This window comes from Flavihumibacter solisilvae, from assembly GCF_000814475.1.
Taxonomy (GTDB): Bacteria; Bacteroidota; Bacteroidia; order Chitinophagales; family Chitinophagaceae; genus Flavihumibacter; species Flavihumibacter solisilvae.
In genome coordinates this window covers 159548-181086 of record NZ_JSVC01000006.1, presented here as the reverse complement: position 1 = coordinate 181086, position 21539 = coordinate 159548, and the positions used below count along the sequence as shown (strand labels likewise).

The 21539-nt window shown below is 43.3% G+C and carries 18 protein-coding genes; 7 read left to right on the top strand and 11 right to left on the bottom strand.

Annotated elements, in window-relative coordinates; all coding sequences use genetic code 11:
• From OI18_RS24840 to OI18_RS06375, 7 genes are all read right to left on the bottom strand, one after another.
• On the bottom strand, positions 1-189 hold a 189-nt coding region (locus tag OI18_RS24840; RefSeq protein ID WP_039138141.1), incomplete at its 3' end, for a hypothetical protein.
• 123 nt (positions 190-312) lie between these two features.
• Positions 313-3093: a galactose oxidase-like domain-containing protein gene (locus OI18_RS06400; RefSeq protein ID WP_039138140.1), complete on the bottom strand. Its 2781-nt coding sequence runs from the start codon at positions 3091-3093 to the stop codon at positions 313-315.
• Positions 3094-3289: 196 nt separating this feature from the next.
• Complete coding sequence (locus OI18_RS06395) at positions 3290-3547, bottom strand: hypothetical protein (protein WP_152616753.1); 258 nt, start codon at positions 3545-3547, stop codon at positions 3290-3292.
• Between the two features lie 450 nt (positions 3548-3997).
• Positions 3998-5299, bottom strand: coding sequence for a hypothetical protein (locus tag OI18_RS06390; RefSeq protein WP_152616752.1), 1302 nt, complete (start codon positions 5297-5299; stop codon positions 3998-4000).
• A gap of 11 nt (positions 5300-5310) precedes the next feature.
• Entirely contained in the window at positions 5311-6228 is a 918-nt protein-coding gene (locus OI18_RS06385) for a caspase family protein (protein ID WP_039138136.1), read from the bottom strand.
• Positions 6229-6310: 82 nt separating this feature from the next.
• Positions 6311-6979 carry a C39 family peptidase gene (locus OI18_RS24155; RefSeq protein ID WP_072038966.1) on the bottom strand — a complete coding sequence of 223 codons (669 nt, stop codon included), beginning with the start codon at positions 6977-6979 and terminating at the stop codon, positions 6311-6313.
• Positions 6980-7160: 181 nt separating this feature from the next.
• Positions 7161-10157 (bottom strand): ligand-binding sensor domain-containing protein, encoded by a 2997-nt coding sequence (locus OI18_RS06375; RefSeq protein WP_039138133.1) that lies wholly within the window; start codon positions 10155-10157, stop codon positions 7161-7163.
• Between the two features lie 12 nt (positions 10158-10169).
• Here OI18_RS06375 and OI18_RS06370 point away from each other — a divergent pair, with 12 nt between their 5' ends.
• Positions 10170-11564 (top strand): clostripain-related cysteine peptidase, encoded by a 1395-nt coding sequence (locus OI18_RS06370; protein ID WP_039138131.1) that lies wholly within the window; start codon positions 10170-10172, stop codon positions 11562-11564.
• On the opposite strand, the gene OI18_RS06365 is transcribed toward OI18_RS06370, so the two are convergent.
• The 4 genes from OI18_RS06365 to OI18_RS06355 form a co-directional block, all read right to left on the bottom strand.
• Positions 11536-11760, bottom strand: coding sequence for a hypothetical protein (locus tag OI18_RS06365; RefSeq protein ID WP_039138129.1), 225 nt, complete (start codon positions 11758-11760; stop codon positions 11536-11538). The genes OI18_RS06370 and OI18_RS06365 overlap by 29 nt on opposite strands.
• A gap of 29 nt (positions 11761-11789) precedes the next feature.
• Complete coding sequence (locus OI18_RS06360) at positions 11790-12434, bottom strand: response regulator transcription factor (protein ID WP_205409993.1); 645 nt, start codon at positions 12432-12434, stop codon at positions 11790-11792.
• A gap of 63 nt (positions 12435-12497) precedes the next feature.
• Complete coding sequence (locus OI18_RS24505) at positions 12498-12932, bottom strand: hypothetical protein (protein WP_152616751.1); 435 nt, start codon at positions 12930-12932, stop codon at positions 12498-12500.
• Between the two features lie 285 nt (positions 12933-13217).
• Positions 13218-13586 (bottom strand): hypothetical protein, encoded by a 369-nt coding sequence (locus OI18_RS06355; protein ID WP_039138127.1) that lies wholly within the window; start codon positions 13584-13586, stop codon positions 13218-13220.
• Positions 13587-13994: 408 nt separating this feature from the next.
• On the opposite strand from OI18_RS06355, the gene OI18_RS06350 reads away from it, so the two are divergent.
• The 6 genes from OI18_RS06350 (at position 13995) to OI18_RS06325 (ending at position 21539) form a co-directional block, all read left to right on the top strand.
• The gene (locus tag OI18_RS06350) at positions 13995-15167 is read left to right on the top strand and encodes a hypothetical protein (RefSeq protein ID WP_039138124.1); all 1173 of its coding nucleotides are present in this window, start codon (positions 13995-13997) and stop codon (positions 15165-15167) included.
• Between the two features lie 2 nt (positions 15168-15169).
• Complete coding sequence (locus OI18_RS06345; protein WP_039138122.1) at positions 15170-15982, top strand: peptidoglycan recognition protein family protein; 813 nt, start codon at positions 15170-15172, stop codon at positions 15980-15982.
• Complete coding sequence (locus tag OI18_RS06340) at positions 15972-16880, top strand: trypsin-like serine protease (RefSeq protein WP_152616750.1); 909 nt, start codon at positions 15972-15974, stop codon at positions 16878-16880. The genes OI18_RS06345 and OI18_RS06340 overlap by 11 nt, the downstream gene beginning before the upstream one ends.
• Positions 16881-16890: 10 nt before the next feature.
• Positions 16891-18633 carry a hypothetical protein gene (locus tag OI18_RS06335; RefSeq protein WP_039138118.1) on the top strand — a complete coding sequence of 581 codons (1743 nt, stop codon included), beginning with the start codon at positions 16891-16893 and terminating at the stop codon, positions 18631-18633.
• A 288-nt stretch (positions 18634-18921) separates the two neighbouring features.
• Positions 18922-19353 (top strand): RrF2 family transcriptional regulator, encoded by a 432-nt coding sequence (locus OI18_RS06330; protein WP_039138116.1) that lies wholly within the window; start codon positions 18922-18924, stop codon positions 19351-19353.
• A gap of 38 nt (positions 19354-19391) precedes the next feature.
• Positions 19392-21539, top strand: a complete 2148-nt coding sequence (locus tag OI18_RS06325; protein ID WP_039138114.1) for a cbb3-type cytochrome c oxidase subunit I — start codon at positions 19392-19394, stop codon at positions 21537-21539.

Below are 21539 nucleotides of genomic sequence, written 5' to 3'. Positions count from 1 at the left end.
AATCAAAACCTCTACTGTGTAACTTGACGCTGTAAATTTATAATCACCAATTTCTACAGTAACGTCTGTTGCGGTTTTGATTATCCGGTAAATCTGAGGCGCTAAAACGATAATTGCTATCATAGCAATTATAGGCCAGCAAATTGTTGCAATGGCCTCGAGCATTTCCGGTGAAATTGCTAATAACATAATGATGACTTTAAAAAATATTATTTTGTCCAAAATTGGATAGATCGGGCAGTGCCATAGTGTTGAATCATGTATATGTTGGTTATTTTTAACTCCTTACTTCAATAGGATGCGACGATAAGACTATAACTCATTCGGAAAATCAAGCTTCCACTGGTTCGTGTCCCACACCTGCGCCAGCCGGCCATCTGTAGTGATGGCATAAACTGATTTCTTGTTGTCTTCTGCATTGGTTGGGAATACCGCTGGTATACCCTGGAACCTGAGGTGCGAATGGCCTGCAAGGTCAACAGGGAAATCCAGTTCCCAACGATTCGAATCCCAGATCTGCGCAAGCCTGCCGTCGGTAGTGATGGCGTAGATGGATTTTTTGTTGTCCTCCGCATTCGTTGAAAATACGGTCACTCCTTGCTGGAACCTCAATGATCCGAAGCCTGCTAATTCCGCAGGGAAGTCGAGCTCCCAGTGATCTGTATCCCAGATTTGCGCAAGCCTTCCATCATCTGTAATCACGTAAATTGATTTTTTGTTGTCTTCACCATTCGTTGCAAACACAGCCGGGAACGGCTGAAACCGCAACCCGCTATGACCAGCGAGTTCTGCCGGGAAATCAAGTTCCCACTGGTTACCGTCCCAGATCTGCGCCAATCGACCGTCTGTAGTAATGGCATAGATCGATTTCTTATTGTCTTCTGCATTGGTGGGAAAGACGGCTGCGATGCCTTTGAACCTCAGTTGCGCATGACCGGCAAGCTCTGCAGGGAAGTCAAGCTCCCAGTGATTGGTATCCCAGATCTGTGCCAGGCGGCCATCTGTTGTGATGGCATAGATCGATTTTTTATTGTCTTCGGCATTTGTCGGGAAAACTGCAACCCCATGCTGGAACCGGAGCTGTGGGTGACCGGCAAGCTCTGCCGGGAAATCACATTCCCAATGGTCGGTATCCCAGATCTGCGCCAGCCGCCCATCGGTGGTGACCATGTAAATAGCCTTCTTGTTATCGGCAGCGTCCCGCGCAAAAACTGCCGGGAACTCCTGGAATTTCAGCGTTGCCTGGTTTGCCAGCTCTGCGGGGAAGTCCATATTCCAATGACTGGTGTCCCAGCTTTGACAAAGCCTTCCACTCAGACTGGTGGTATAGATGGATTTCTTATTGTCTTCCGCATTTGTTGGAAATACAGCAGGACGGCCCTTGAACCGCAGGTCCGTCAGCTGTACAAATTTTGCGACAGAAGGAACTCCTTCTCGGTTCAGGATGAACAGCATATAGAAACCCGGCGGCGCAAGCGCTGATGGCTTGTCTTCAACCGGGGCAGTAGCAATGAGTCGTGTCGGGTCTCCGGGCAAAGTAGTGAATTGGAGTTCGACAACCCGTTGCTCTGTGTCCGTTTGGTGGGTGACTGCCATCGGTCTGACCAGTACCACTTTCGCAATGCTTGCTGCACTCCGGGTAACGATGTCAAATGTTTGTCCAAGCTGGATGACCTCAGGTGCCGAGGTAATTTCCGGCTGGTCGCCGATCAGTAAATAAGGTGGCGTGAAGATTTCGATTTTGGTATTGTGCCAGCCTGCCATCATCACCTCGCCATTAGGAAGTAACAATGAAACCGAGTGATAATGGCGTTCAGATGGCAGGTCAGCCATCGGGCTCCAGGTGTTTGTAGCAGGGTTGAATATCGCACAAGGGGTATTCGCAGCCTGGATGCCCCCGGCGATAAAGACGGTACCATCCGGCAGTAACACGGAACTGCACAGGCTCCTGTGTTCACCATCGGGGAATGGTTGGGGAGAACCCCAGTTCGACGAAGGCGACAAGGCGCTCGCGTCAATGCTCTCAAAAGTATTATTGGTTAATGGATCCACGCCGCCGAATACCACAACGCGAGCGGTTGACTGAAGCGCATTGACCAGGAGTACAGACATCCCTTTCGTCCGGTCATCAACGTTAGGTGGAATGGGAGAGATGCTGGTCCAGCTACCGTCATGTGGACTGCTGAACGTAAAGAATGCCGATTGGTCATCGTCGTCGGGAAGCTCAGGATCGTTTCCGGGACCTGCAGTTCCCCAACCGGTTCGGGAATAGAAGATCTTATCGTCCGGCAGGAGATGAAGCCCGGGATATAATGAAGGGAACGGTTTTGTATCCAGGTCTACTTTAGTGAAAGTGTCTGTTGATTCATCATACACATCCATTTCGCCTGAACCATGACCACACACAACAAGAACTTTCTTATTCCCAAGATTGATAGCGGTCGGATACCACCTCGCTTCTGACATACTGTTCGTAGTTCTCGACCATAACCTTGAGATGGGATCAAACTTGAATCCAAAAATTGCATTGTCGTTATGGCTATACCCGCCTCCGCCCACTGCTAAGAACCTGCCGTCGGAAAGGAAAACATGGTGACTGCAGAGTTGCGAATAACCCAGGGGTATGTCATCAGGCTGGTTAAGGGGCAACTCAAAGCTGGACGCTGCAAGGTTGAGTGGGTCCCAGAGAATGGTAGTTTCATCGGCTGTGATAAAAAGGATCTTTCCTGTCCGCAACATGGCTGCATGCACTACGCCCTCGTTTGGTTCCCTTCCTGGCCTGCCCCATCGCGGGATGGGATGAGGAAAGTCTCTCCATTGTCCATATGTAGCAGCGCCGAATTGGTCAAGAAACTCAGCAAGGTCGGTATAGATATCCAGCCTTTGCAGGTCATTTACATTTTTAAAACCGAGAGGAAATTGGCGGTCACGGTATTCGATAATCGACTTCGCGACTTCGGGATTCCTGAATCTTTTTCCATTGAGAAGGTCTTCGGCACTACTCGCTTCATTCAGGAAATTTAGTACCCTGCGATGGATAGCAACTTCGATATTAAACGTTGCCTGGTCGCTTTTGCCTGGTAATGTTTCCATCTTTTCCCGGTTTTGAATGTGAAGAACTATGGGACGATACCATATAAAGCTAATTTATACGAGAGTTGTTAGGAAGGGTATTTTTCCCAGTTTATACTCGGACCTTGATTTAATTTAATTGTCAGGTTTGAAGGACTTCTCGATATCCGTGAAACAGAAGGATTTGCACACCCATGACTAGTATACATCGCTACAACTACCCGCTCCTGTTATTTTTCTTAAGATACTCAACCACAGCTTTCCCTTTTCCGATAATGGCTGACAAATACAAAGATCCGGGGACGGGGCCGAGGAAAAGCACCACTCCCAACACGGTCACCACAACAGATATTAGAAACATTCTAATGACTTTCACGGTATTATCATCCAGGTGGTGCAAATAGCGATCCGGACCTAAAGCAATCTGAGGTATTGGCGGCACTGTTTTTTGCTGCTTACTGCCCTTCTTTTCCATTTTCGATTTTTTACCCATATAGTTGTTGTTAGTTAATTATTGTCCTGTAACCATAGCGGAACATATCCAGGCGACCAAGGTATCCTGCCGATGCCAACGCGGTTCAACAAATATTCATCAACAAAACTACCGGAGACATAAGCATCATTACTCCGCCGTAAAATTTTCATTCTTGGTTTCAAAACAAAAAAACTCAAACCCGGCGGAATTATATGCAACAAAACTACCGGCCATCCCTAGCCGGTCCAATACCCTGCGATGGAATAGGAAGCGTTTCCGCAATGCTTTAATAAAAATCCCGCAATGCTAATATTAGCATTGCGGGATTTAAGCGTAAAGAGTTAGAGGAGAGTAGATTTTTGATGGCTTGCCGTCGGCGTGCCCATTCAGGCATATGTTTTAAAGAGGGCAAACGATGCAAAACAAAAAACCGGCCTAAGCCGGTTTTCTTTAGTTGTTAAGATCTTTAATTAAGTCTCGTTTCTTTTTCTCATTTTCCAGTCGTTTCACTTCATTCTCTAATTTAGTGTCATCACTTTCACCTTTAACTGTCGTTACCAGATTGCCCGCCGCGGTTGATGCGGCTGTTACCTGGTCGACTAATATCGCCTTACCTTCCACAGTGATCTTTTTTAGTTCTCCTGTTACCGGATCCAGGACATAAGAATGTTTTGATTTCCGCTTGGTATTGATGTAACTGACAATCCCCCATTGGGACAATTTCTGATCCTCCAGGTAGACAACTTTTCCTTTATCATTAGTGATTCCCAGCCGTGACTTCAGGGGCACATTAAATGCAAAACCTGTGCTGGAAGCATCATTCCAGGGAGAATAGCTCGTTGATGGCTGGTCTGTAATGGGCCCAAAATGTACTTTGTAAGAATCAGGCTTCATCGTGGAAGTATCCTTGGCTCCCTTAGGCAAAATATAGTTCGCCAAATTTTTATTTACTATCAATGTACCATCATCCAGGGCAAAAAATAAGTCAAGCGTTTTGCCTGTTTGATTGGTGGTATCCGGAACATAGACAAGCTTATAGATAATGGTCTTTTTCTTCTCAAGGTAGAAGATATGAGCGAACAACTCATCATAGTTCTTTTGGAAATGGGCCTTCCTGTCCTTGAAGATCTCATAATCCGCCATCGTATTCAGGTCATCGAACTGCTGAAGCGCGTTTTCGAGTACTTCTATCTTATATTTACTGGGATCCCGAACGGGCGCAATGGCAGCACCTTTGAAAACACTGCCCACTATACTAACGATACCGGATAGAGCAGAAACAACGACATCAAAAGTCTTGTTCTCGAAACTACCTTCCCCTTCCGATAATACACCATCATTACCATATGTGAAACTTATACCCTGGTTTTTATTCCAGCCACTGTTAGAAGAGACATAAAACACCTTATGGGCATCCCGGACTCCGATTGCGGTGCACTTGATGGAATCATCGGCTATTACTGCAGAGAGGGCAAAAGATTCAACAGAATTTAACAGCTTATATTTTTTCTCATTAAATCCATACTTCAGGGTGAAATATTTTATTTGATCAGCGTCTGTATAATTTTGGTACGCGGAGCTACGCGATAGAACGGTATACGTAACCGGGATTTCCAACACAAAAGCCGTTTTGGGTAAGGCGTAGGATAATTCTCCGGAAAGGGTATTGTCATCCTTCAGGCGCTTATAGCTTTGCGCTGCGGCCGTCAAATTGAACAACACAAGACACAGGGAGCAACACAGAATTTTCATGTTTAATTGGTTTAATGAGTAAATGGAATTTTATTTGACGTAACCGTACTTACCTGGCCGATTTCGAGGTACTGGATATCCTGGCCACTTTTCCTGATAAGGTCTTTCAATTCACAGGTAAACTTTGGGTAAGTATATTGCTGCCACCGGTTGCTTTGCTTCGCCCGCAAGTTGATCAGGTAGATACCTCGTGTTAGCACGCCACCCGAGAGTTGGCCCAGGGCTGGCTGGTCATTGGGAGCAGCGCCCAGGTACAAAAGACTAAAAGGCTCATCAAGGTATTGCTGCATATTTAATGAGCAGGATCCCGATCGCATCATTTTATTCGTACTCTTCATTTCGAAACTAGCCACTGCCATCTTACCAGGTCCATAATCGATAAATGGTCGCGCGATCTTGTACATCGACCCGGAATGGCAGGCATCAACGATCATCACATTTTCTGTTTCTTTGAAGTACTGCATAAAAATCCTGTACAACTCATCATCGACGATGGGCTGATCATAGGCAATTAGTTCCTGGTCATAGCCCTGTAACTCATCGAGGCTTCTGTCTTTGATGGTGTCTCCATGCCCCGTGAAATAAAACAGGAAGAAGTCTCCGGCTTTCACATTTCTGCCTATATATCGCAACGTATCCAGGATACTTTTCCGACTAGCCAGCTTATCTTTCAGGGTTATGGATATCGAGTAGTTTGTGCCCAGTACAAATTTCATGTTGGTCAGATCATTCACTACTCCTATTGTTGCGGCCGGATCGTAGTGCTTTCCTTTCTTTTGATAAGCTGCATAGTCAATGTCTTCCAATCCGACCATCAGGAGGTAACTCTTTTTTTGTGCCTCAAGTGAACTCGAAAATACAAGACTCAGCAGGAGTAATGATATATTCCAAGGTTCAATTCGCTTAAAGAGAATGTAATGACATTTCATGTAATCCGGTTAGCATTTAAAAAATAACTTTATTCCCGACATTAATAGAATATTCAGACTAAATGGCGGCAAGCTAAACAAGTTATCGGATTCTGCTTAAAGAACGGTTCCAGGCGAGTTGACGCCGGAATGCATAATATTCTATTTCATATTGTCCGAGTTGTAATTCATCGCCACCAGCTTCATAGTATGGATTGCGGACTCCCATCCTGTCATATGGATAGGGATCATTCACAATTAAGGTTACTTCATCATCATCGTCGATCATGTATCCGATAATCAGGCAGGCGTGCTCAGATTCATAACTGGAAGCCCGGCCACTTGGATTTACACCCGCCAGGATAGGCATGTCGTCATCTATGGAAGCCATTATTGACGCTGTGCTCAATGCACCATAATATTCAGTGCAAGTAATTGATGATCTATAGCTTCCACAAATACTTCGGGCATACGCAGGGTATTGCTTGAACATATTGATGATCCGCTGTGTCGTCCCTGCAGATACAACGCAGCTATAACAGTTATAGTCGCATTGGGGATGTAATAATGCTATAATTCCACATTGATAGTCGCCAACAGGGTTTATTGAACAAATGTCATAGTATTTAAATACCATTTCCCCGCAACTTACCCAGCACCATTGCTGCGTCTGCTGATAAACAGGATCAATATCTAAAATGTTTCCCTCCGGTTTTGTATTTGTCTCTTGCGCAAAGAGATTAATCAATATCACGATTATAAACGTTTTCATAACAACTATTTTATTGTTTTAAAACGAGTGAACTAATATCCGTGCGGATTACCTAGGGAGGAGATTATATCAGTTATCTTCAAGGCTAATTTAGATCCTGAGGCGGGCTGTTTAAAGGGGAAATTTCCCGTTTTGTAGTTTGATAAAGTAGAGTATGGCGAAAAACCAATGTTAGCCTAAGCTAGTCAAGTTTTTTATGAAGTTTGACCTTTGTGCCTGTATTTGTTGAGGTTAGAATGCACGTGTACCCCATTAATTTTGCCCGGTCCTGGATGTTCTTTATCCCGTTTCCGGTTTTTCTTTTTTGCATGTCGAAACCCCGGCCGTCATCCCCGATCTCTAACAGGCGATCGGTTTTGGTAAATTCAATTGAAACCCGGATCTCCGTGCATTCAGCATATTTTATGCTGTTGTTAATTAATTCTTTTGCTATCAGAAGAAAATTTCGTTTCTCTGCTTTATCGAGTTTGAAATTTCTTCCTGAGGGATTCATATAGTAGGTAACGGCAATGTTTTGGTGTAAACAAATTGGACTCGCAAAGGATCTTATTCGCTCCATAAGTTCCTGAACTGTATCGAAAGAATCATCCAGTACCCATATAATATCACGTAGCCCTTGAGTTGTTTGAGTAATTGATTCTTCCAGGTATCCAAGATATTCTTTGCTTTCCGGATCTTTAATCGCCATATGTGTGAAGATCTTCATTGAATTCAGGTTGCTTCCAATATCGTCATGAAGATCACTGGCAATTTCTTTTCTAATCTTTTCCTGTTTTCTGAGTTGGATGAGTCTGAATTTATAAAGTCCGTATAATAAAAAAGCGATGAGTATTAGCACTGTTATTTTGAATCCTATAGATTGATACCATTTTGGCATAAAGATCAATTGCAACGCATAGGGTTCCGGAGTCCAAAAGTCATTTTCGTTTGATGCTTTTACTAGTAGGTTGTAACGACCAGGAGCCAGGCCAATCAATGAAATGAAGTTTTTATCTTCAAGGGAAATCCACTGGTCATGTAGTTCGGGGATCTGATAGGCATACTTTGTATTGTGAATGCCTGAATAGTTCAATGCTGAAAAATATATGTCGGTCTGCAAGACGTCATTGGGAATCGATATGGTTTCCAGGCTAATGTTAGCTGTATCAAGTACGCCATTTTTACGTTTTGCTAAGATTTTATCTAGAAATAGGGGTGGGGCAATGGTATCTAGTTTTATCAACGCCGGGTTAATTATAGTTAGTCCCCCTGCTCCACCGGCAATTATCATATCCTTATAAAGGCAACCGCTATTTTCTTCAAAAGTATTTGAATGCAGGCCATCATTTCTGAAGATATTTAGAGTCTTGCCAGCCTTTGTCGCCGGAAGAATCGAAAGCCCATTGTTTGTTGTTACAAAAACGATGCTGTCCTTATATGGTAGTAATTTGTAAACTCCATTGTTACTCAGTCCTTCTTTGGTGGTTATTTCACGGACAAAATTCAGATTTGTGTCGAGTACAACTATGCCTGAACTATATGAAGCGATATAATATTGATCATTTACCTGGCAGGCATCAAAAAATATAGAATAGTAAGTTCGGTTTGCGGGGTTGTATGGTAAAACTTCGCGGCATTTCGATAGTTGAGGATTTAAAATTGATATTGAGTGGTCTCCCAATACCCAAATATCGTTTGACTTACTTTTATACAGGGCGTTAATACTTTTCTCATTTATATGTACTGGTGTTTCCGTATTAATCATCCTGGCTGTTTTTCTTTTATGGTTCCACACAAGAAGGCCATTGAAATTTTCAGTTCCAAAAAGTAAAAGCGAATCACCTACACTTACTCTGCTGTTTAGGATGAGCCGGGGAAGCGGTTTAAATTCAGGATATACATGTTCCCAGGGCATGATTTTGTTCTTTTCTATGACAAAAGTTCCGTTGCTATTAGAAGCGATGATACGGTTATTGTTTATGCTGAATGAGTAGTAGTAGGTAAGTCCATGTGAAATTGGGCTTACGTCTGCTGAGCCAGGATTATATCTGAATAAACCTTTTGGGGAACAAATAAGTAGGGAAGTGTCGTTGATTTGTTCTGTGTAATAGGCGTGTTCTATTTTGTTCAGCGAGGTTGACGATTTGGTAATTCTAAAGAAAGGGGAAGGCCTGTTTTCCGCATAAGCCAGGCCTTTTTGGCAACCTAACCAAAGGATGTCGTCATTGTCGGTGTAAAAAGAATATACCGCCGGTAACCACATGTTGTCGTCTGCACTTCCGTTTTCCCTTAGTATTTTATATGTTTTTGTGACTCCGTTTAGCCGCAAGACTGTTTGCGCATCGCTTATCCAGATGTCTCCGCTCTTGTCTTTCCAACATGCATATACTGGATTGTGGTTAGCCAATCCATAGTCAGACAGGTATGACTTGTAAATTGAAATTTCATTATCTGAGGTAATGTTGAGTTGCAGAAGGCCATCGTTAGAGGCGAAAAGTACCTGGTTTTCGGAAAGTAGAATGCAATCATAAGTCCTTAGCACTTTGGGTAGGGTAGAGTCTTTATATTCCTGCAATATTCTGGCTTGATGAATGTCAAGGAGTTGGATGCCTCGATTTTGAGTGAAAAGACACATTTTGCCGCCAGGAAGGTTTATTACGCGGTCAATGTTCGAGGTTGCATAGGTCTTGGTAGCCTCTATAAAAGGCTCCAGTTTTAATTTTGAATAATTTAGGATAAGAAGACCGGTACTACTGCCAATTAATAGCTGACCGTTAGAAAGCGCCATGGAATTGAGAAGGGTACTGGCCAGGGCTGTGTCTTGATGTTGGCTAATGGAAAGATGGACTGTTCCGGTTGTGTAGTCTATGCCATCCAACCCTCCATATGAAGTCAGTACCCAAAGGGTATTACGTGCTGTGTCAATTAATAGATCTCGTATATCCGATCCTGATAATTTGTGTTGGATTTTCTTATCTTTATTATAGACTACCGTCTTTTTCCCGTCAAACCTATTTAGACCATCTTGCGTACCGACCCATGTAAATCCAAAAGGGTCCTGTAAAATTCTACGTGCATAAGTGCTGCTTAATCCTTCGTTCTCTCCAATGTGAGTAAACTGATAGAAAAGTGGCTGTTGTGCTCCCACAGTCGTGGAAAGCAGGATGAAAAGAAGTGCCAGATGGAAGCTGCTTTTCAAAAATATTTTTTTATGAATGTAATAAACTTTGACTGGTTAATGGTATTCTTTGTCCATGAGATAACTATGTACAGAAAAATACTAAACAAGATATTAGATTCAATAGAAAGAGTGGGAAATGGCCAGCGCAATTGCATTCGGCTGGTATTTGATAAATTGGAGGAAAGTAATGGAAAGCAAAAGGCTAAGCGTGTTATTATTGTCTATGAACTCGAAAAGGGAAGTGATGATTTAAAGGAGTTCTATGAATTCAGGGAAATAAAAACATTCTCTGATTGGAGGACTGCAATCCTATATGTTTTTGATAATGTGGACGCTAAACGTAAGGCGTTTTTCACTTGGTCACATGGTGCTGCATTTGGTATAAATGTTTCGGATTTAGTTCAAAACAAGATAGAAGGATTTACACAGCAGGAATTTACTGAGGATCAAATAGTCGAAGTAAGAAATGATCAATGGTATCTGCCACAATCCAGATTGCCCGAAATAAGCGGCTTTTTGAAGCTGAGTGAGGATTTTAATCTTGGGCCTGATGAATATTTAGTGCTTCCAAGAGATAAAGAAATTAATTGTGAAAAACTTGTATTAATCTGGATGTCAGATTTGGCGGACGTGCTTTCGAAAGTTACAAAAAAGTGTGGCAAGATTGACTTGATGATCATGACGAATTGTAATATGATGTTGTTTGAGAATGGGTATATGTTACGTAACAATGTCGATATATTAATCGGTTCCGAGTCGAAGATGTGGGCTCTGGGTTATGACTATGAAAAGTTGATTATCGAATTAAATAAACCGTCACAGCCGGATAATGAAGTTTTAGCAAAAATGATCGTTAAGGATTATGTTGATAAGCATCGTCGTTTAGGACACAATAAATACCTGGCAAGGACAAGTATGTTTGCTTGCAGGCTTTCTGAAACAGAGAAGATCGCTGAAATTCTGGATAGCGTCACAAAGAGCCTATTAAGGCAGAATAGTCTGATGAAAGATATGGTGGAACTTGTTCGTAAAGTGTATTTGAACTCGGTTTCAGGAGTAGGAACTTATTTCCTGGTTGATTTAGGGCTTTGGATTGAGACAATTTTTGCCAATTTGAAAAGTATAGGACTTGATCAGAATGATTTAAAGCAATTTAGAGATATTTACGAAAAGATCCCATTAGAACAACACGTCGGCGCCGGATATTTTGCAGATGACCAGAATGGCCATAAAAAATATGGCCATTCTGGATTTTCACTGTTTCTGCCCACTGATGGATTGTTTATGGAAACAAGGAAGTATGCCTGGTGTGCCTATAGCGCCCAAGTTCAAACAGTTTTCAAGAATGAATTTATGTGGGATGAGTTCATTCTTAAATTAACAGCAAACGAAGGTTTTACGGATCAACTTCAGGTGGTATCTTAAAACCCCCAATGTTTATTTTGGTTGCCCCTCCTTTTTCCGGCGTTTTTGGTTCGATAACCGCGTAATGCACGTCATTGCCGTGTTGATCTCTTTCATATACAACTTTAAAATTGAAACGAGGATCGATGGATAATTCCGTGTCTACAATGAAAGACCTATGACGTTCGTCGTCTAGAATTACTTCATGTTCTGCCATAGTGATTGATTTTTAATTGTTACAAAATATTATACTATTATCAATTCTTTCTTGATTGCTTCGACGATCATTCCTACTCTGCTTTGCACCTTCAATTTTTCGAATAATGCCTCTCTGTAGCCATCAACTGTCCTTTCAGCAAGGTTCATCTTCACTGCGATTTGCCTGTATGTTAGGTCTGTGCTGGACAATTTCAGGAACTCCAGTTCACGTCCGGATAATTGTATTTCATTAAGGTTAGATAACTTGCTTAGCCGACGGTGATTCATATTGTATACGTCCCCATTGTAGATCCCGGTTTCATATACTTCTAATAGCGCTTTCTCTAAATCCTCCGGGTTAATATCTTTAATGAGGTATGCGCAACAACCAGCCCGGATCATTTTTATAATAGTTTGGTCGTCATCCTTCATCGACAATGCAATCGGCTTCACCAAAGGGTATTTATCCTGGATTTCCATTGTGGTTTCCGCGCCTCCTTTGATAGGCATGTTTACATCAATTAACAGGAGGTCGGGTGGGGTACTGATTAATCCGAGTTGACGGATTATTTCTTCGCCATTTAGTGCTTCCAACACTACTGAGAATGCATCGAAACTATTTATCAACAGGCTTAACGATCTTAGGAAGAGCTGCTGATCGTCTGCTATGCCAACCCGTATTTTCATGTTCATGGGTGCAATTGATTACATTTTAGAAAGAAAACTGGAAAAAAACAACGGGAAAAATCCCGGTATTCAATAAATCTTTTGATAATTACAGCGGTTTCCGATTACTGTTACTTCTCCACCAGGGATGTAACAGGCTGGGTTAGCGGCAGTTACAGTATAAGAATAGGTTCCGTCTTTTAAGTTGAAATAGCCTCCCCATTGGTTTACGCAGTTAGTTGGAGCCAAATAATAGTAGCCTACAATGTTGGATTGTTGTCCATTCTCCAATTTTACCGTCAAAGTTCCACACGAAGGGTTATCTGTCCAGAATAACAAGGAGCCTTTATATTCGCAACAATTTGAGCAACTCGCATTTGCTTGAGAGTTAAAGTTCTCCGCTGATCGATCCATGCATCCCTCAATTCTTGGAGGTTCGGCATCGTCCTTATCGCAATGACTAAAAGGGAAGATGAATAAAGCCAGTATTGTGGCAAGCCTGGCAAGTATGATATTCTGTCTCATTGTAAAAGATTTTTGGGTTAACTTTTTGAGAGCAGTATTAATACTTGTCGCAAATTATGTTTGCAAACGCGCCTTCAAAACGGGAAATTTCCCAGTATTTCTAATGCGATAAGACGATATATTCTTTTAGACTTGTTTCTTTCTTAATGGTTTATAGAAGCAGGTATGCTTCAGTCTGTTGGATTAGCTAATTGGAATCCCAACAAGCATTTTAAAGTCCGTCACAATTTTCTTATATTTGTCAGTTTGACAATTTCCCACGCAAGTAAAAAGGCTTTTCTGGCTTCATCTTGTGAAACAGTTACTCCTGAATGAATTACAGCATTTCGTTTCCATTCTTTTTTCAGTCGCATTGTCCATGACTTTATCGTCACTTGTTTTGAATTGAATGAAAAACTTCGCAAAACTGCCTTTGCCAATTGGCCAATTTCCTATGAGTCCCCAATTTACATCCGAGAATTCTTCGGTTGCTATTTTGGGTTTTAACAGATCCGTTGGACTGAACTCAACGGCTTCATGTTCGTCGGTAAACGGGGATACGGGTGTAGCAAGTACTGCTTCGCTTCCAAAAATATTTACGTTAAATTCTTTATCTAATAGTTCTCTTTCAAATGGAACTAGTTTTTCCGTAAAAATTACACCATGTAATTTCATATTTCCTTTTTAATGAATTGATGAATATACTCTTTGAATCGGATTTAATGATTTTGCGAAGTATTGTGCTGGTGTTTCGTGGCAATGAAGACCTGGATCAGTTGGGCAACTGTCGCCTTCCTTGTATATGGTCAGGTCTTCGGTCATGGTGTATGTCTATGTTACTTTAAGTTTCATTCTTTATCAAGGATATAATTCCCGCAAACGAAGGGGGTTTTTCCCGTTGTATTTTTCAGTTTTAGCTGTTAATATAGTAGTTGGATTTTAGTTCCTATCTGTAGTATTCTCTCTGCTCCCTTTGAATTTGTCTTCCCGGGACGTACTCTTCTTTCCCGTCATGTTACCTTCTGAAGATTTGCGATGAGCCCAATTCGCAAAACCCTCGTTATGATACTCTAAACCTGCTATATGTTCAATTCTGTAACATTGGAAGTGGCAATCGGTGTCGTTGCCGTTTTCATCCTCGTGAGTATTATTTGCGCTGCAGTTCGTGAAGGCATTGAGTCCTGGCTGAAGACCCGGGCGGCATACCTGGAACAAGGGATTCGGGAGATCCTGAATGATCGCGAAGGCATAGGGCTGGCAAAACATATCTATGAACACCCATTGATCTTTGGCCTGTTTCCCGGTGGATATGCGCCCGGCACAGATATAAAACGACCCAGCATATTTGCGAAAGGAAATGATTTACCGTCTTATATTCCTTCCCGGAATTTTGCTGTAGCCCTGATGGACATTGCCGCTCGCGGACCGGCAACTGATGCGGTCAGCAGCGACCCAAATTCGCCGGTTATTTCCCTGGAAACTTTGCGGTCGAACGTGATGAACCTGGATAATCAGTTTGTTCAAAGGGCACTGCTGTCCGCTATTGATTCAGCGCAGGGTAGCCTGGACCAGGCCCAGGCAAACATCGAGAAATGGTATGATAGTACAATGGACCGCGTTTCGGGCTGGTATAAACGATCCACTCAATACATTATATTTTTTATCGGACTTTTTGTGGCTGTTGTATTAAATGTAAACACTATAACCATAGCCGATTATTTATATCGAAATGATGCAGAAAGGGCTGCGCTGGCATCATGGGCAGAATCAAAAAGCAAACAGTCACCAGACGCTGTTTTAAGCGGTTATTCTGCGGCCAAAGATGATCTCCAGGCATTGAATTTACCGATAGGTTTGGAGCTCGTAAGTGTTAGGAACGACAAAGGTGAATATGATCCCTTCAAATTCGTTGCCCTGGCATTTGGTTGGTTGTTAACTGCATTTGCTGCTACCCTCGGAGCACCTTTCTGGTTCGATGTGCTTAATAAATTAATGGTTGTACGTTCTACTGTGAAGCCTCACGAAAAGAGCCCTGAAGAGGGATCAGAAGACAGGCAGCAAAAAAAGAATAATGGTGTACTGCAAGTGTTGCCAGGTGGCAGGCAGGAACAGCAACCACGGGCCCTGCATGTCCATAACGAACCAACCCCAATGAACATCCGGGATGCCGAAAGTGACGTTGATGGCTGTGACGTAGCCATTGTAGATATAACATCTGATGATCAATTACCACCCGCCGAAGGAGGCGTTGCTTAAATATGCCACATTCATTAATCTGGTTGCCGCGGGTACTGAAGAATGCGGGTCTGAAAATAGCTGTCGTTGAAGGCTGGGAAAGCCGGGGTCCAAGAGATATGGGAGAAATTCTAGGTGTTATGTGCCACCATACTGCCGGGCCTCGTAAAGGAAACATGCCAAGTCTCAATACTTTGATAAATGGGCGGACGAATTTATCTGGTCCCCTTTCGCAACTTGGTCTGGGCAGGGATGGAACCTATTACATTATCTCAGCTGGCAGATGCAATCATGCCGGCCCGGGAATTTGGAGAGGCCTCGTAAATGGCAATTCGAATTTCATTGGGATTGAGGCAGAAAATACTGGCAAACCAGATGATCTGCCCTGGCCGGAGATCCAGTTGGACGCCTATAGACGGGGAGTGGCTGCCATACTTAAACATGTTGGGCGGAGTGTAGAGTTTTGTGCGAGTCACAGGGAGTATGCGCGTCCACCAGGCCGTAAGTCAGATGTAAGCTTTGACATGAATGAATTTCGAAGTTCTGTTGCAGCTATTATGAATGGAACTGCTCCTGCACCAGTTTTAATTCCTGCAACTGAGCCTGTTGTTAATGGCGTTGATGGGCGCCCTACTCTCAGGAGAGGTGCAAATGGTGGTTTTGTAAGGGCGATCCAGCAGAAGTTTGGGATAGCTATTTCTGGTGTATTTAATGCTGAGACGGAGGCTCTTGTTCGGGAATTTCAACGGGCAAATAGGTTGGTGCCTGATGGAATTGTTGGCCCTAAAACCTGGAAGGTGCTTGATGCTAAATTCGGAAGAATCAATGAACAGTAAGACAAAACAGAAACTGGATGCGATTCAGCGTCACATTAACCGCGAGTTTAATCGATGGAATGAAAAATATCCAAACATAATTGGCGCATACCCCGGAAAAAAGATCAGGGAAGGTGCTTTCACCGGCAGGTATGCCATTGTATTCATGGTCTCTGACAAACAGTTGGATCCATCCGTAAAGATCCCAAGGCAAATCAAGGTCAGAATCCCGGGGGAGGGCAGTAAACTGATTCCCACTGATGTTGTAAAGAAGGATCGCTTTAAACTGCTGGGTGCAAATTTGTCTGACAATATTGAAAGAATAGGTTCTGACATTTCCGGAACTAACGGGGTGTTTTTGATAAAAGGTAGCAATGTGTTTGCATGCTCCAATGCCCATGTGCTTAATCCAAAGATGCTTCAAAACGGCCTTACCCATTTTGTCAGGCCGAAAGAGGAGCAATTACAGCCTGATGTAAGACTAAGTAATTCACGAGGCGAACGATTTAATGCCTTCCTGCAGGAAGCTTTTTTTGGCAAAATCGATATAGCGGTTGCACGGATGGATGAACCTGGTAATGTAGATAATAGAATCCCGGGGTTTGGAAAGCCGACTGGGATAAAAATTATTAGCCAGGCAAATCGCGGCCTTAAGGTGACTATGATCGGCGGTATATCCGGTAAGCAAAGTGGGATGATCCTGAATGTGGGCGTGAGCCAGCCTGTAGAGGATACCGGGTTTACATTACAGAACTTAATTGAAGCTGACTTTTTTTCTGATCATGGTGATTCCGGTTCACCGGTATTTGCGGATCCCCTGAAAATAATCGGAATAGTAGTAGGAGGGCGGAACGGATTGACCTATATCATTCCTATCGATAAAATACTTTCAGCATTCAAGTTGGATTTATTAAAATAAATTTTGAACCATGCTTAAACTCATTTTTACCCTGGTGTTGGTGGTGAATTATGGGATTTTGTCTGGGCAGGACATCGAATTTGAGATCAGTACCGCGAGCGATGGTGGCGGGATAAACTTCCATAAAAATCTATCTACCGAAACATTTAAATCCCCGGTTCCTTCATTGCATATTAAATGCAAAAGTGCTGGGTCCCAGAAGACATTTACACTGGTTGCTAATGGAAAATCTTGCAGTGATTTCAAGTGTGATAACGGAAAGGAATTAAAATGTTCGGATCTCAGTGATTTGCGTGACATTAAACTGGAGATTCGTGAATCCGGTCGTAAGCTGACCGAGTTCACTCTTTTAAGTTCAAGAGAGTTTGATGTTAAGGTTTCGGCCAGCACTCCTGTTGTTGAGTTTACGGACAATGTCTCGGTAAATGAATATGCAGTTGAAATCAATGATTTCATCATAAAAAAGAAGAGTCCGAAAAATACAGGCGAGTCATATTCCATCAACATTAACGGAAAGCCGACCGGCAAAAAATTTACTGATGATGGCACGGAATTTAAATACACGTCCACGGAAGATTTACGAGGCGCAAATATTGCTATCGTTGATTCGAAGACGGAGCATACCTACCTGGATTTCATGTTTAAGAAGAAAGAAGGAACAGGAGAGGAAGGCGGCGGTAATGGAGGTGATGGCGGTGATGGCGGCGCCGTTAGCGGGAAATTTCCTGCAACCAGTGCAATCCAGGAGATCCAGAAAGACTACCCTTCTTTGGTTGCAACCCAGTTTGGCTTGCAGGTTCCCAATGGCAACAGGAAAACATCCTACTCGGGGAGAAAATATGTACATATATTCCTGGATCAGTTTGGCAACAATATCTTCAGCACAATTCCCCAGGGAATTTCAAACAGGCAATATGTCGTGCACATTTATTATTTCCAGCCAAAGAATGACCCCAATACAATAAGTTATTCCCTGAATCAAACTGCAGGGGAGTTCCAGGATGCTTTAGTGTTTAACAATGCAGGACAGGCGGGTATGTCCTTATTTGCTAAGGAAGATATCCACTACGAATGGGCAACCAAGGAATTCCTTTTGCGGACATCGACAACAAATATCCAGTTTGATGTCATAAGGACATTCATTAAATCTCAGTCTGCGCAAAAATACGAGTATGAAACGCAGACATTGAAGAGTTATACAATTGCGATGTCGAAAGTATATCATGGTTCGTTTGATATCGGGTTGATCAATACAACTTTAAAGAATCCTACTTATGAGTTTGTGGCGTCTCCGACGAATTCTTCAGAAAAGGTTGTGAAGGAGGTTGAGGGAAGTAACCGGGGGGTAGTCACTGTAATGGCGACATTTTATACCTCACCGGTAGTATTGATTGAATCGTTGTTCAAAGGAAAGGAAATTCCCAATTACAAATTGACAGGGCGAAATTTCCTGGAAGACCATAAGATTTATGAAAGGATCTTTCCGGCAATCGGGGTTGGGTTCACAGATAAAACGCTGGAGAATTTGTTTTTTGGGTTCAATTGGGAGTTTGCAAGGGGCGGTGCAATTTTTGTAGGTGCACACTATGGAAAAGTTAATGTATTCAATGCTCCTGCTGGTTTTGAGTTTGAAAAGTCGCCAATAACCGAAGACCAGTTTAATCTATACAAGAACAATGAATGGAAAGTTGATTTTGCATTTGGTATAAATGTGGACATGCTTATCATCAGGAACCTGTTCAGGACACCTTAATCAAAAACGCACTGCGAAATAGCATAAATAGACCTATTCTATGACGTCATGAAAATCCTGTATGGGCAGTCCAATTTACTGGTCCTCATCCAGTAAATAAATACAACTATATCCCACCACTATTATTTCCTCTTCCGCCATCGAACTCCGGGTCACTCTGCGGTAAGGCTTGAGTATCAAGCAGTTTTCATTTCTAAACTCCATGACGTAAAATTGACAAATCTGATAGAAGATATAATTGTCTTTTATTCAATAGATTCCTACTTTTGCATCGTAAACATAAACCGAATGTTTTCGAAAACCTGTGAATATGCAATTCGTGCCATGATTTATATCGCACAAAAATCACGGGATGATAAAAAGGTTGGCATTAAGGAAATAGCAAAAGGAGTTGATTGTCCGGAACACTATATAGCTAAAATTTTACAGGATCTCACCAGGAAAGGCCTGTTGCAATCCTTAAAGGGTCCCACCGGGGGATTTTACCTGGACCAGGAATCACTTGACTGCTCACTGGCGCATATTGTAGAAGTGATCGATGGTGACAAGATCTTCAATGGTTGTGGCCTCGGTTTAAACCAATGCTCGGAAAAACGTCCATGCCCCATACACCATGAATTCAAAATAGTTAGGAAGGATATTAAGACCATGTTGGAGAACGCAAAAGTGGGCGAGTTTACGGAAGAACTGGAAAGGAAAATGACCTTCCTCAAGCGGTGATTGTTTGCCTGATTTGAACTTGTCTTAAAACGTAAATAATGAATCCAGGTAAGATCTTAAAACGGTTTGCCCTGCTTCTTTTATCTGTGTTGCCTGGCGCCTTGTCCGCCGTAGCACAACAGGGCACCCCTTCTGACTTTTCTTTTGATTCTCCCAGGGGAATGGCCTGGGGACTTTTCGTGATCCTGGTGATGCTGCTTGTTGCCGCACTGTTCCTGAAGCAGAAAGTAAATGATATCAGGTCGATCCGTAAAAGAAAATCGCTCAAAGAGGAAAACGAGATGCTGAATGCGCATACGCGCAAGCTTGACAGTCAGCAGGTCAGCAGGCTGATGAGCTTCAAAAGACGAAGTAACGGCGTCACCGTTTCACTTTTAATACTGGCAACAGTTTTCTCGCTGGCTCCCATAACATCATGGGCGCAGGATACTGGTAGTCCCTCTGCCGGTTCGCTCTTAGGTGAAAAAGGGATCATCATTACCATCATACTCTTACTGATCCCGATACTATTTGCGATCATCTTCCTGACGCTAAAAGTGATCAACCTCCGGAACCTTGCTAATAAGAAACAGAACCTCGAAGACGCCGACAAACTCGCAGCTTATTTGCGTTCATTACCGGAGGAAGAATTGATCAAATTAAGAGGACAAAGTGCAGCTTCGGAATACCGGCTCAGCCATCATGAACTTTCCGGCAACCTGCCTGCCGACGATGAAAAAGGCTTATTGCAGATCAATGAAAAGGCAGAGCTTCCCATTGTTGCTGCCAAGAAGAAAGCGCTCCCGCGTCCGTATATCGATGCTGATCTTTCCCGCCTCATCCTCTGGCACCTGGGCTGTGCTACCTTCTGGCTTTTGTTCGGTACCACCATCGGTGAATACCTGGGGATGAAATTTGTAGCGCCGGATGCAGATCATGTAAGCTGGCTGAGCTTTGGTCGTTTGCGCCCGGTGCACACCAATTCCGTATTCTGGGGATGGGCATCACTGGGCATGCTGGCATTAGGTTACTATGTAGTACCACGCGTCAGTAATACGAAGTTAGCCAACATGAAATACGGCTGGTACTCACTCTGGCTGATCAACGCGGCTATAATCCTGGGAACGATCTGCCTGATGGCAGGCATCAATAATGGCGGCGGCGAGTACCGTGAATATGTGTGGCCCGTGATGCTTTTATTCGCCATTGGTATAACTCTGCCACTGATCAATTTCCTGCAAACCATTGCACGCCGTACCACCAAGGAGATCTATATCTCTAACTGGTATATTGTCGCCTCCATCATCTTTGTCATCGTGATCACCATCGTGGCCTATGTGCCCTATTGGCAAAACGGGCTTGGTGAAACCATCATCCAGGGTTATTACATGCACCAGGGTGTGGGGATGTGGTTCATGCTCTTTACACTTGGAATTGTGTATTACTTCCTGCCCCAGCAACTTAACAAACCCATTTATTCCTATAGCCTTGGGATCCTGGCATTCTGGACACAGATCCTTTTCTATACTCTGATCGGCACGCACCATTTTGTGTTCAGTTCCATTCCCTGGTGGCTGCAAACATTGGCAATTGTTGGCAGCGCAGGCATGGCCATCCCCGTGCTTGCCGGTACCACCAATTTTATCATGACGTTCAGGGGTGCCTGGTATAAGGTCGGCGACAGTTACACCCTTCCATTTTTCCTGGTAGGGATCATCTTTTATTTCACAGGTTCTATGCAGGGCACTGCAGAAGCTTTCCGCAGCACCAACCTGATCTGGCATTTCACTGATTTTACGGTAGCGCATTCGCACCTGACCATGTATGGCATTATCTCTTTCTTCCTTTGGGCAGGCATCTATGCGGTAACTCCCCGCCTCACAGGTAAGGAAGCGCCCCAGATCACGATTGGTGCGCATTTCTGGTTGGCACTGATCGGGCTGATGTTTTATACCGTACCGCTCATGTACGGCAGCACCCTGAAAGGATTGGCATGGATGGAAGGAAAACCATTTATCGACAGCGTGGTATTGATGGCGCCTTATTGGTTGTGGCGCGCTATCGGTGGCACCCTGATGTGGCTGTCGCACCTGTTCTTCGCCTACAACGTTTACAGGATGATGGCAACCCGGCCCGTGGTGGATATCCGGGAAACTGCGATCCGGCAACTCGAAGGTGCAACCGCTTCTTCACAACCCATTGCGTAA